The following is a 12,698-nucleotide window of genomic DNA, read 5'->3' as shown; positions in this document are numbered from 1 at the left end:
CGTGTCACTGCGCCACGCTTCTTGCGACCGAACTAAGCAGCAGCGACCACCCCCCGATCGAGACGAAGAGCAGCAGTTTTATCGGCAGCGAGATCAGCGTGGGCGAGACCATGATCATCCCCAGCGCCATGAGCACCGCCGCCACCGCGAGGTCGATCAGCGCGAAGGGGATGTAGATCAGAAAACCAATCTCGAACGCGCTTTGCAGCTCCGAGGTCACGTAGGCAGGGACCAGGGTGAGCAGAGGGACATCGTCGGGCGTGGCGTAATCCCCCGCGTGGCCAGAGAGGTCCACGAAGAGATGCAGGTCGCGCTTGCGCACCTGCCGCATCATGAAGGCGCGCATCGGGGCTTCGGCGGCCTGGACGGCGTTCTCGAACGAAATCGATTTGGTCAGGTAAGGCTGGATCGCGTTGTCATTCACGGTCTCCAGCGTGGGCCGCATCACGAAGGCCGACAGGATCAGGGCCAGCGCGATCAGCACCATGTTGGGCGGTGTCGTGCTTAGCCCTAGCGCCTGGCGGAAGATGGCCAGCACCACGACGAAGCGGGTGAAACTGGTCATCAGCAAGATCAGCCCCGGCAGGAAGGCCAGCAGGGTGATGATGATAAGCGTCTGGATGTCGAGCGAGAGGACGCCGGTGCCGCCCTGGCCCGTGACGCTCGCCAGAGGAGTTACAAGATCCGCCATGATTTATTGGATGACGAAGGTGGTGATATAGGCACCGAGGAAAGGCGTGCGCCCGAGATCGCTGTCGGCTTGCGAGACGGTGCGATTGGCGAGATCAAGGCTGTCCGTTGTGATCTTGTGCCGGAACTGGGCGGACTGGCTGTCGGGCGACAGGCCCGAAGCCATGATATCGCTGATGATCGCCGACTTGATGATCGGCATGAGCTTGTTGAAATCGTCTATCGCCTGTTTTTTCTCGGTCAGGAAGGACAGCGAAAGCTGGAGATAGACCGAGCCGCCGCCCGCCTCCTGCGAGCCCGGGATCGTGACGACGAATTTTGGGATCTCGGCGAACAGCGCCTTGCCGGCGGCCGGCTTGCTAGGGGGGTTCGGTGCGTTTTTCGCTTCGGCCGGCGCGGTTGTCGCCGCAGCTGCGGGGCGCGCGCGTTCCTTGAGAAAGGCGACGACGCCCAGCCCATCGCCCACGGCCATCGTGCAAAACACGATCACCCCGAGCCCGATCAGGAAATATTTCTTCATTGCGAATGAGCCTTGTTCATGGGGCTTGCTTTGGCCAGTGGGGAAGGAGGCGTGTCACGGCCATTACTCGGCGGGGGCGACGAGGTAGACGCCCGACCGCTGTGGGGCTGAGCGCACGATGATAGCGCTTAGACGGCGATGGGACTCGGCATTCTCGACCGCGACCGAGTCGCCGATTGCCCCGTCCTGCAGCGCTTGGCCCGGGGCAGAGACGACAAGCCCCCCCTGGTTGACGCGCAGCACCACCTGTTGTCCGCTGTGGACCGAGCGGGTCAGGTCGGTCATCGACCGAGTCACCGGTTCGCCCTCGGGGATCGCGCGTGTCGCCTTCACCCCTTCGGCTAGTACCTGCGGGCTAAGGAGCGCGCCGTGCACGTCCGAGAGGGCCACCTCGCGCGACGCTGTGTCGGAGCTGTCGATCACCTCGCCAGCCGCAATCGCGCGCGAGGCCACCAGCGCGACGTGGCGCTTCACGATGCGGACCCCCGCATAGATCGTCCAGGATGGCGAGGGGCAGGTAACGGAGGCGGTGCGGAAGGTGTCATCCTCCGAAGGCAGCCAACTTACGGAGAGCTGCGCCTGGCAGGCGGGCATCATGGCGCCGCCATTGGACATGATCTTGCCCTCCGCACCGTCGAGCTGTGACGCGATCGCGGCGGTAATCGCCGAGGCTGGCTCGAGCGGTGCTGCCTGTGCCGCGCTGCCCGCTAGGAGCATGAAAGCGACGAGAAGCTTATGCCGCATCGGTATGGTCCTCGCGTGCGCCCCCCGAGAGGAGCGTGGCAAGGCTGTCGCCCCCTGCCTCCATCCAGGTCTCGGGCATCTCGAGCAATCGCTCGCGCGCGCTGCTGTCGGGGCCGGTTTCGGTGATCGCCTGAAGCGCCGAAACCCAGCGCGCCACCCCGTCGGAGGAGAGCCGCTTCGTCACCAGTGCGGCGATCTCGGGGGGGATCTCGGCCTCGCGCCCGGCGATCACCCGGCATCCACCGGCCAGTGCGACCCGGATCAAGTAATCGTCGCACCAGTTGGCGCCGGGCGTGGGCCGGAGCAGAACCGAGGCGCCGGTCTCGGAGAACAGTCGCACCCAGTCTTCCTCGAAGATCGGTATCGCCCGCCACGCAACGTTGCCGGGCAGGTCCCGCTTGGTACGTGTGACGAGGGTCCAGGCAACCCGGTCGGCAGTCTGCGCGATCGCCTGCTCGATCCAGGGAACCTCGATGCCGGCCTCCTCGACCCAGAGGGCCACGGGCTTCTCGCGGGCGGGTTTCGGTGTGAACGCCGCCCAGGCCTCACGGTTCAACCGGGGAACCCGCAGTTCGACATTGCGTGCGCCCATCCCGCGCAGCCGTGCTGCGAGCCCGCGCGAGGTGACCACGTTGCGATCGGCCGAAAGAACCAGCGGCCGGCGCTCGGTCGGCGGCAGGGTGGACCAGACGCTCAGGTCAGAGGGGATGTCGCTCACTGTGCCGGGGTGACAGATACGCGAGGTCGGATTGATCCGCACCCAGCGCCGCCCCTGCTGGCGCGCGCGCAGCACCGAGAGCGCATCAATCGGCTCGGAGACGATTCCCGCCTGCAGCCCATCATGCTGGCGGGCAAACCGTGCGGCGTTGATGAACTTAGCGTCATCGGCGGGATCCGAGGTCGTGATGAGCGTTGCGGCATCGTTGTCCACCAGACCGCTGCGCCCCTCGAGCATCAGCGGCGATCCCTTGATCGTCATCGCCGGGTGATGGTGGTGGCCGCGATAGGCGATCGCGCGCGCGGCGGCGACTTCGCAATCCGCCTCGGTGCCGGGATCAGGGATCTCAACCTGCCGATGCGGCGTCCAGAACGCGGCCGACTGCGAGGGGCCATTGGGGTCCGAAAGGCTGGCGCAGAGTTCGGACCAGGTGACAGCCTGTGCATCGAAGGCGATGCCTGCGCGGGCCATGACAACCGGGCCATCCACAGCATCCACCGGTTGTGTGGTCGCGAGCCAGCCGCCCGGCCCGGGCGAGAGCGCCTCGTAGCCGGCCCCGATCCTGGCTTGGGCGCCGAACAGCAGCGGGCCTTTCAGACGCGCCGTGCGCTCGCCATCGCGGAAGAAGGTGAGCGGGGCGATCACGCCCGCCTCGGCGTGAGCATCGAGCAGCGCGGCGAGGGCGCCGAGGATATCTTGGGCCGAAGGGACCGAGATCGGATCGACGATCGCGACATGGTTCTCGGGGCGCAGTTGCATCAGCTGCGCGAGTGTCCCGCCCAGCTGCGGCGCGGTCTTCATGACCGAGACCGAGGGATGGCCCGGCGTGATCTCGGCTGTGACCTGATCCAGAAAATGGGTCATCGTCTCGTCGAGACCCTCATCGCGCAGAAACACGATCCGCGATGTGGTGCCAGTGTGATGAGGCAGCAGAGTATTGGCGGTATTCTTCACCAGATCGGGCGCGATACCGGGGCGACAACGGATGCCAAGCGTCACCGCAGGGTCGGTTTCGAGGACATGGTCGATCACGAACAGACCGGGCAGGGTGCCGGGGCGCGCCGTTGCGGCGATCTGTGCCTGCGCAAGATGGGCCGCTATCGCGGCACGCGCGCTCTCGGTGGCCTCTTCCAGAGGCACGCCGTCGCGTCGCGTGTTCTCGCCGCGCACAAAGAGTGCCTCGGGAATGGTCCCGACTTGCTTTTCCGCGCTGACAAGGCGGATCTGCATGTCCTGCTCCTCGGCGCCCGGATAAAGGCCGGGCCGGAACCCGCCGAGCTCAGCGATTGTTGTGGCCTTGTACCAGACCCAATCCCCGACAAAGCAGGATTCGAGCAGCCGGGACGCGGACATCGCCGGCTTGGCGCGGATCCAGGGGCCACCGGGGCTTTGGGCGATTTCGTCGCAATAGAGTATATCCGCCCCCGAAGTCGCCGCACGCAGCGTGAACCGCGCGATCGCATCCGGCTCCAGCATGTCGCCTGCGTTGATGATCGCGGCGTAGTCGGTGCGTGCCTCGGCCATTGCGGCAAAGAGCGACGCTGTCATCTCCGCGTCGCTCCCGAAATGATGCTCCATGCTCAACCCGTTCTGCGAGAGATCGAATTGCGGCTTCGTTGCGTAGGCGAGTTTGATAGCGGGCGCGGTCCAGTTTTGCGCGATCGAGTCGAGCGTGTCCCGGACCTGCTGCGCGCTCGCGCCTTCTGGACAGGCGATCAACACGCTCACTTCGGGTAGCGTCCCATTTTGCGCACGCAGCGCATCGAGCTGTGCCAGAAGCCGGGTGCGTTCGGCCGGATCGCCGCGCTCGGAGGGGCGCACGGGATGGGCTTTGGTCGCTCTGGCAAGGTTGATCGACCGGCCCGCCGGGGTCGAGACGATCAGGCCGTGGCCGACGCCAGGAGCCGCGCGATTTCCCGAGCGCCCCAGCTCTTCAACGAAACCCGCCAGATCGGCACTGCGCGCGCGCAAATCGTCCCAAGTCTGCGCGTCTGCTTTTTCGTGGATCGCCACCTCAATGTCGCGCACCAACACTGCGAGCGGCGCAAAGAGCCCCGCTGTATCCGCCTCGTCTGAGCGGTTGAGCGCTTTGGTGATGAAATCGACACTGCGACCGCGCGGGGTCTCGATGTTCAGCGTGTCCAACGCCGCGCGCACCGTGGCATCCGCGTCGTTGAGAAGGTCTGGATAGTGAACCCAAGCTCGCGGCACCCCCCGCGCGAGATGCTCGGCCGAGGTGATGTAGCTCGACCAAAGGGCGAGGGCATGGGCGCGGGTCATCTTGTTCTTGGTCGCCTGACTCGTGGCGACGGCGTAGGGCGCGCGATGCGTGTGAATCACCTTTGGGGCGTAGCCGAGATCCTCGGCCGCCCGAAGGTAGAGCGGCAGAAGCCGACACAGGTGCGGGTGCTTCACTGCGACGAGCGGCGCCTCGGCGAATTGGCGCGAGAGGATCTCCGAGAGAACATCACGTTGAAGCTGGATATCGGCGCGTTCGATCCAGCCTTCGGGTAGCGGCGCGAGATCGGCCCAGTAGGAGCTCATCAGATCGAGCACGCGGACGTCGAACCGGATCAGTTCGGTCGATTCGAAGAACCCTTTGGGATTGGCCTCGTTGACCTGAGAGTCGCTTTTGATCTGGACCCCCAGATCGGCCAGCGCCCCGCACAAAGCGGAGGTTCCGCTGCGGTAATAGCCCGCGACGAAGATGGCCTGCTTTTCGGCATTCCGTAGTTCAGACATCGGTATTCCCGTCTCAGAGGTATTTGAACAGCGTCAGCTGCGAGGCGACCGAGAAGGCCTTCATCGCAGCCTGCAGCGCAGAGGTGCGGTCCTGCAGCTCGGTCAGCACTTTCGGAATATTCGCAGAGACCAGATTGCTGGCATCAGTCTGGGCATTGGTGCTGGCCTGAGTATTCGCGTTCGCGGCGGTATTGGTCGCCTGCAAGATGACGCCGACCTTGGCCGATGCGCCGGAAATCTGGTGCTGGTAGCCGGTGAGGCTCCCCAGTGCGTTGCCGAGGATCTGGTGGGTCTGGGCGCGTGCCGCCGGCGTAGAGCCCGGTTCAGCCAGCGCGGTCCGGATCTGCTTGACCAGGTCGAAGATCGATTGCGGGCGGGCCGGGGCAATGGTGAAGCTATCGCCGTTTGCAGGTTGCCCTGAGAACGTGAATTGCACGCCCTCGAGCGTGAGGGTCGTGTCGGCGCCTTCGGTGTCGTCCACCGGGCCGGTCGCGATCGTCGTGCCGCCTGAGGTCGCGGTGTAGCTCTTGCTTCCGTCCGCTAATGTCGAAAAGCCGACCGTGATCGGGCTGGTGCCATCATGGAAGGCCATTGCCGCGCTGGCATCCACAACCCCGCTCGCAACGAGTGTGGATGCCCCTGAATTGCTGCTCGTAGCGGAGACCGAGGCATAGCCGTTGCCGGTCGAGACCTTGGTAAAGATCGACCCGCTTAGCGCGGCATTCACCGTCACACCCGGAGAAATCTCGACCGAGGAGGTGCCGTCATTGCCGACATAGTTGACCGATCCCGACGTGGTCTGGATAAAGGGTTGGGTCTGCTTGGCGGTGCCGGAAAAGACGTAATTGCCGTTGCTGCTTTGGGTGTTTGCCAGGCTGAGGATTTGGTGCAGCCCGGCTTCGACCTGATCGCCCAAAGCATGGAAGTCGGCACCGCTGGTCGTTGCGTTCATGGCTTGCAGCGCGATGCTATTGATGTGGTTGAGCGCAGTCGAGACATCACCCAGCGCGGTGGTTGCGCTGCCCAGCGTCTGCTTGATGTTGACCTGGCTCGCGTTCATTGCGTCGAGCTTCTGGACGGTCGAGTTGTCTTCTTGCGCGCCGGTATAGGCCGCGGGATCTGCCGCGGCTGTGTCGACCTTGCGGCCCGAGGAGAGCTGTTGTTCGAGTTCGGTGATCCGGGTTTCCTGAGCGGTGAAGCTTTGGCCGGACATGGCATAGAACGTGGTATCCATCTGTCGTGGTCTCCTAGATCGCCTGAAGCAGGGAGTTGAACATCGAGTGGGCGGTCGAGATGACCTTGGCCGCCGCCTGATAGGCCTGCTGGTATTCCGTAAGCAGCGTCGCCTGCTGGTCGACATTCACCCCCGCGGCGCGGGTCAGATCACCCTGTGCGTTATTGAGGTTCGAGGCGGTGTTTGAGGCCAGCGTCGTCGCTTGTGCCGAGGCCGCCCCGGTCTCGCCGATCAGCGAGAGCACAGAGCCCTGCATCGAGCCGCCGGGCAGGGCGCTATCGGTCCGGGTCCACAGGTCCGACATCCGCTGCGCGTTCGAACCGCTATTGAGCCCGCCCGGCGTGAGGGTCGCCACGTCGCCTGCGCGGGGCGCGCCGGTCAGGTTTACCTGCCAGTAGTGTCCTGCGGCCGAGCTTGAGGCCGGGTAGGCCACCGCGAGCGTGGTGGCACCGCCAGCGAAGCTCCCGGTCGAGACGGTGGTGCCGCTGGCCTTGTCGATCACGTCATAGGAACTTGCGGTGGTGAATTTCAGCTCCAGATCTCCGCCGAACGCGCTTCCCGGAACGACGGCCGCACCGGTGGCGGGCGCGGTTGTGACCGTGTCCTCACCCTCGTTGATCGTTCCGGCATTGGTGTTGCTCACGGCCCCCGAGCCCGAGATCGTTCCCGCGACCAGAACGTAGGGGTCGGCCACGGCCAGCTCGCTCGGATCGCTGGACGTCAGACGCAATGCGGCGGCCGCGCCGGGATCGGGGGCGATGCGGAAGCTGTCGCCCGGCGCAGGCGTCCCCAAGATTGCGATGTTCATGCCGTTGAGCGTCAGCGGGGTGCTGGTTCCCAAAGCCTGGCTCTGGCCGCTGCCGGGCACTGTCGCGCTCCAGCCCGAGGTGGAATAGCTCAACGTGTAACCTTGGCCGTTGGCGGGCAGAGCGCTGGTATCGGTCACGCTGGCGTTGAGGGTCGCGCTGCCCGTGTTGCTTTGGGCTGGCGTCGCGTTGGGCTGCGGCCGGGAGAAAAGCGCCTTGCCCGCGCTGCCATTTGCGGTCAGGCCCTCGGCCTGCGACTGGTTCACGAGATCCGCGATGGTGCCGGCGATCCGGTCAAGCCGTTTTCCGGCATCGTCCGTGGCCTTGAGCCCCGAGAGTAACCCGCCCAGCGAGCCGCCGCGATCCGACAGGCGCAGGGGTTGTTTGTCGGGGCCTGCGGTCAGCTCCGGTATGTCGTTGATGCTTTGCATATCGAGCGTTTGCGCCCCGGCCTGGTCTACCAGCACCGAGCCGCCGGTCATCACCGCGACCGCGCCGGAGGACCCCAGTGGCAGCGTATTGATGTTGAGAAACGAGGACAGCTTGCCCAGTGTCGCCTGTTGCTGATCTAGAAGCGTCGGTTCCTCGGGTGAGGCCATGAGTTGCTTGTTGATCTTGGCAAGTTCACCAAGCAGCGTGTTGGCCTGCCCGACTTGTTGCGAGATGCGCGTGCCGATCTGCCCGGTCTGACTGGTCAGCGCGCTTGCAGCCGAGTTGAAACCGCTGGCCAGCGCCTGTGCGTTCGCGAGAACCGTGCTGACCTGGGCCGCGTTGGTTGGGTTCGAGGCGAGCGTGCCGAGGCCGGAGAAGAAGGTGCTTGCCGCGCTTTCGACATCGCCGTTGCCGGTGAAGGCCTGATCGATCGCTTTCAGCACGGAGGCGCGGGTGCTGGCCGCGCTGTTGGCAGCGGTGGCTGCGTAGACGTTCGACGCCTCCATCGCGTCCGAGGCGCGGCGCACGAGGGCCGGGTCGACCACGCCGCCGCCCGATTGGCCCGCGCCGCCTGCCGTGGTCTGGATTTCGACGCTGCGTTCGGCATAACCGTCGGTGGACTGGTTCGCGATGTTGCTGCCGACCGTTCCGATGCCTTCGGAAAATGCGTCGAGCCCGGAGAGGGCGGAGGAAATCGCGCTGTTGAGGCCTGTCATGTGTCATCTCCTTCGAGGACGTTTAGGACCGACTGCATGGTCGGCGATTGCGCGGTATCGACGATTTTGCGGGCATAGCTGCTGTCGGTCGCGTAGCCACCGTGCATGAGCGCATCGGCATATTGCGCAACCGAGGTTGTCCCGACCGCATCTGGGTAGACGCGCCGGATCAGCCCGGTATAGGCGGAGGCGCAATGCGCCCCGGAATCGTAGTCTGCGAAGGTCGCCTGCGTGGCTGTCATCACGCCGTCGCGCTCCTCCTTGGTGGACGCTAAGGTGCCGCTCTGGCCGTGAACGGCCTTGATGCCGAACAGGTTGTTGCCCGGCGTCGAGGCGCCCCAGCCGGTCTCGAGCGCAGATTGCGCGAGCAGCGCGACCGGCGGCACCCCAAGTTCTGCCGCGCTTGACTTGATCGCGGGCCAGACCGATTTGGCGAAATCGATCGCGCGGTCGAGATGGCCCGCGGGGGCCGAGTGCGCAGATAGCATCGCGGGATGTGCCGCGAGCGCCTGCAAAGTCGGCGTGGGCGTGGCTGCACCCTGCGTGGCCTCGCCCCCGAGCTGCTCGACGATCTGTTTCGTGAGTGTGGCACTGGTCGTCGCGAACATCTTGTCTGACAGCGCGCGCGTGATCATCCCGTTATAGAGCTGCGAGCCGGTGCCCAGAGAGGCGCCCGAGAACGCCGTCTTTGTCATGCAACTCAACACCTGCTGCCAAAGCAGCGCCTCGAGTTTCTCAGCCTGGGCGACCATTTCGACGCCCTGCGTTCCGGTCTCTGCGGCGGCGGGGCCTTGTGTTACCAGCATCAAACCACCTTCACTTCGGCTTGCAGCGCGCCCGCATCCTTGAGCGCTTGGACGATCGCGATCAAGTCGGTGGGCGTCGCCCCGATCTTGTTGAGCGCGGCCGCGATCTGGTCGAGCGTGGTTGCTGCGGGCAGCGCCACCACCTTGCCCTGCGACTGGTTGGCGCTGATCGAGGCGTTGTTCACGCCAGCCGTCTGGCCTTGCGAGAGCGGATTGGGTTGGCTGACCGCGTTCGTCGCCTGCACCGAGACGGTCAGGTTGCCGTGAGAGACGATTGCGGGAAGCAGTTTCACGTTGCCGCCCATGACGATCGTGCCCGACTGGGCATCAACGATGACAACTGGCGGCGGCGCTTGCGGGGTCACTTGGACGCCAAGAACCCGCGCGATGAAGGAGACATGCGAGATTTTGCCGCGAAGCGTCACCTCTACTACGCCGGGCGAGGTTGCCTGCGCGGTGTTGCCTCCCAGTTGCTTGTTGATCGCGGTGGCGATCCGGTCGGCATTCTCGTAGCTCGGCGTCTTAAGCAGCAGCCGTGCCGAACCGTGTGGCGACCAAGTGGATGTCGCGATCGCGCGCGACATCACCGCGCCGTTGGGGATCCGGCCCACTGTGGGCGTGTTCGAGCGCACCGAGGAGCCGGACTTGGCGGCCGCAAATCCACTTACGAGCAGCGCCCCCTGCGCCTGGGCGTAGATGTGATCGTTGCTGCCCTTGAGCGGCGTCGGGAGCAGCACCCCGCCGGCGAGCGATTTCGCGTTGCCCAGCGCGGCCACTGTCACGTTGAGATCCGAGCCCGGCTCAGAATAGGGGGGGATCTGCGCCGTTACCATCACCGAGGCCACGTCGTCAGGCTGCATGAAGGCTGTTTTTGGTAGGGTGATCCCCTCATGCGAGAGCATGTTGGTGATGGCTTGCTGGGTATAGGGGATCTGGGTCGTCTGGTCCCCGGTGCCCGGCAACCCCACCACCAGCCCATAGCCCACGAGTTGGTTGCTCGGCGCCCCGGCAAGGGTGACGAGTTGCCCGACTGGCTCGGCGCGGGCTGTCGGAGCCGCCAGCGCGAGTCCGATCAGAAGGGTGAATATTTCGAAAGTGTGCTTTGGAGCCATGGGACATGATCTGCGGAGTTGATGTCGCCGATACCGACATATTGGATGTTGGCGTCGGCAAGCTGCGAGGAATCGAGCGTGTTGTTCGGGCCGATATCGCGGGGCCGGGCAAACCCGGTGACCTCGATACCTGTGACGTTGCCGTTGATGTTGACATTGGTGCGCCCGCGCAGGGCCAGCACGCCGTTGGGCTTGATGTCGATGACGACAGCGGCCAGTTCGGTCGTCACCGCGTTCGAGCCGCTGACCGAGCCGCTGCCGGTGAAGGATTGCTTGCTTGAGAGGCCCAGCGAGGGCGAGTAGCCAAGGATATGCGTCCCTGAGCTGTCATAGGTGCTGTCTTTTTTGAGCGCGCCATCGCCCTTGTTCTGCGCCGTCGTCGAGAACGAGACATTGACGGTCACGACATCGCCTTTCTCCCATACGCTCTGGTTGCCATAAAGCGAGCCGGTCGCGTTTGCAGGCACGATAGAGCCGTTCTGCGCGTCGGGCGGGCTCTCGGCTTGCACGGGGAAGGGGGCAGGCTGGACGAAATACCGTTTGGGTGGAGCCTTGGTCGCGCAGCCCGACAGCAAGACAGCGACCGCCGAAGCGGCGGCCGCGAGCTCCCGGATGGGACGTTTTGGGATCATGCGCTTGAGGCCATCGACGAGAGCTCGCTCAGCGTCCGGCCCGCTGCCGAGGCGGCATTGGTACCCAGCTGGTAAGCGCGTTCAGCTGAGATAAGGTTCACCATCGCGTCTACCACGCTCGTGTTGGATTCCTCGAGATGCTTCTGCGAGACCGCGCCAAGCCCGTTCGAACTGGGCGTGCCGGTGACTGCGGCGCCGCTCGAATTGGTTTGGACATAAAGGTTGTTGCCGATCGGCTGCAGCCCCTGCGGGTTGACGAAATTGGCGAGCTGCACTTGGCCAACCTGGGTCGCGTTGGACGAACCCGGCACCGTGACCGAGATCGTTCCATCCTGTGCGATGGTCACGCTCGTCGCATTTGAGGGAAGGGTCGTGCTGGGCAGCACCTGAAAGCCGTCGGCGGTGACCATGTGACCGCTCTGGTCAAGCTGGAAGGCCCCGTCGCGGGTATAGGCGATCTGGCCGTTGGGTTGCAGGACCTGGAAATAGCCCCCCCCCTCGATCGCCATATCGAGCGGGTTGTTGGTCTCTTTCAGGTTGCCCTGAGTGAGCACCGGCACCGTAGCCGCGACCCGCACGCCCGTGCCCATGTTGTAGCCCGAAGGGTAGAGCGTTGTCCCGCTCGAGGCGGCGCCGGGCTGGATATGTTGCTGATAGGTCAGCGTCTCGAATACGGGGTCCGATTTCTTGAACCCGACCGTGTTTACGTTGGCCAAGTTGTTCGAAATGGAATCGATCTTCACCTGCTCGGCAGAAAGCCCGGTTGCTGTAGTGGAAAGTGCGGGAAGCATGGTATCTCCGTCAGGTCATCAGAATTTGGTCGAGCTCGGTTTGGGTCTGGGCCGACTTGCCCATTACCTGCGTCTCGAGCTGGTAGGTCCGTGAGACCGAGATCAGCTGCATCATCGTTTTAACTGAATCCACGTTGCTGCCCTCAAGGGCACCCTGCTGGACCGACGCGCTGGCCGAGGGTTGGGCCGCTGTGCCTTCGGGCAGGCCATAGAGCGAGTTGCCCAACGGCGTCAGACGACCTCCGGTCGGGGTCTCCGCAAGCATCAGCTTGCCGAAATTCTGTGCCTGAGCGCCCGGCGCTCCGGCCGGGATGCCCGAGATCGTGCCGTCATGCGCGATTGTGAGATCGCGAAGCTGCGGCAGGCTGATTGGGCGCCCCGAAGGGCTCAGTACCGGTTCGCCCGAGGCGGTCGTCAGCAGGTTTGCGGCGTTCTGCAAAAGGTGTCCGTTGCGCGTGAGCGCCTGCCCGCCATCTGGGGTCTGCACCACGAGCCAGCCGCCCTGAACCGCCACGTCGAGCGGCGCACCGGTCTCTTCGAGCGGGCCGTCGCTGGTATCGGCGTTTTCCCCCAGCGCGATCACGTCCGCGCCGGGCAGCGGGGCGTCGCCCGCATAGGGAAGCGCCATCGCCTCGGTCTGCTGGGCGGCATAGCCCTGCGTGTTCGCGTTCGCGAGGTTCTGAGCAACCGTCTCGAGACGTTCCGAAGACGTCTCGAGACCGGCCATCGAGGTGTAAAGACCACTAAGTGCCATG

The 12,698-nt window shown here is 64.8% G+C and carries 11 protein-coding genes; all 11 read right to left on the bottom strand.

The window, feature by feature from the left end; genetic code table 11:
• Window positions 1-4: 4 nt before the first annotated feature.
• Complete coding sequence (gene fliP / locus AB4874_RS16940; RefSeq protein WP_295529834.1) at window positions 5-691, bottom strand: flagellar type III secretion system pore protein FliP; 687 nt, start codon at window positions 689-691, stop codon at window positions 5-7.
• Between the two features lie 3 nt (window positions 692-694).
• Window positions 695-1,210, bottom strand: coding sequence for a flagellar basal body-associated FliL family protein (locus AB4874_RS16935; RefSeq protein ID WP_368392861.1), 516 nt, complete (start codon window positions 1,208-1,210; stop codon window positions 695-697).
• 63 nt (window positions 1,211-1,273) lie between these two features.
• Window positions 1,274-1,954 (bottom strand): flagellar basal body P-ring formation chaperone FlgA, encoded by a 681-nt coding sequence (gene flgA, locus AB4874_RS16930; RefSeq protein WP_368392860.1) that lies wholly within the window; start codon window positions 1,952-1,954, stop codon window positions 1,274-1,276.
• Window positions 1,944-5,414 carry a hypothetical protein gene (locus tag AB4874_RS16925; protein WP_368392858.1) on the bottom strand — a complete coding sequence of 1,157 codons (3,471 nt, stop codon included), beginning with the start codon at window positions 5,412-5,414 and terminating at the stop codon, window positions 1,944-1,946. The genes flgA and AB4874_RS16925 overlap by 11 nt, the downstream gene beginning before the upstream one ends.
• A gap of 13 nt (window positions 5,415-5,427) precedes the next feature.
• Window positions 5,428-6,648 carry a flagellar hook-associated protein FlgL gene (flgL, locus tag AB4874_RS16920; protein ID WP_368392857.1) on the bottom strand — a complete coding sequence of 407 codons (1,221 nt, stop codon included), beginning with the start codon at window positions 6,646-6,648 and terminating at the stop codon, window positions 5,428-5,430.
• A gap of 13 nt (window positions 6,649-6,661) precedes the next feature.
• Window positions 6,662-8,602 carry a FlgK family flagellar hook-associated protein gene (locus tag AB4874_RS16915; RefSeq protein WP_368392856.1) on the bottom strand — a complete coding sequence of 647 codons (1,941 nt, stop codon included), beginning with the start codon at window positions 8,600-8,602 and terminating at the stop codon, window positions 6,662-6,664.
• Entirely contained in the window at window positions 8,599-9,408 is an 810-nt protein-coding gene (locus tag AB4874_RS16910) for a glycoside hydrolase family 73 protein (protein WP_368392855.1), read from the bottom strand. Before AB4874_RS16910 ends, AB4874_RS16915 begins: the two co-directional genes overlap by 4 nt.
• A complete protein-coding gene (locus AB4874_RS16905; RefSeq protein WP_295529819.1) occupies window positions 9,408-10,520 on the bottom strand; it encodes a flagellar basal body P-ring protein FlgI in 1,113 nt (370 codons plus the stop codon). Before AB4874_RS16905 ends, AB4874_RS16910 begins: the two co-directional genes overlap by 1 nt.
• On the bottom strand, window positions 10,481-11,152 hold the full coding sequence (locus tag AB4874_RS16900; protein WP_295529817.1) for a flagellar basal body L-ring protein FlgH: 672 nt from the start codon (window positions 11,150-11,152) through the stop codon (window positions 10,481-10,483). Before AB4874_RS16900 ends, AB4874_RS16905 begins: the two co-directional genes overlap by 40 nt.
• Entirely contained in the window at window positions 11,149-11,943 is a 795-nt protein-coding gene (gene flgG / locus AB4874_RS16895) for a flagellar basal-body rod protein FlgG (protein ID WP_295529815.1), read from the bottom strand. The genes AB4874_RS16900 and flgG overlap by 4 nt, the downstream gene beginning before the upstream one ends.
• Window positions 11,944-11,953: 10 nt before the next feature.
• Entirely contained in the window at window positions 11,954-12,697 is a 744-nt protein-coding gene (locus AB4874_RS16890; protein WP_295529813.1) for a flagellar hook-basal body complex protein, read from the bottom strand.
• Window position 12,698: the final 1 nt, after the last annotated feature.

The organism is Thioclava arctica (assembly GCF_040892615.1).
GTDB lineage: Bacteria > Pseudomonadota > Alphaproteobacteria > Rhodobacterales > Rhodobacteraceae > Thioclava > Thioclava arctica.
The sequence above is the reverse complement of the archived record's forward strand: the minus strand, read 5'-3'. Positions and strand labels throughout refer to the sequence as shown.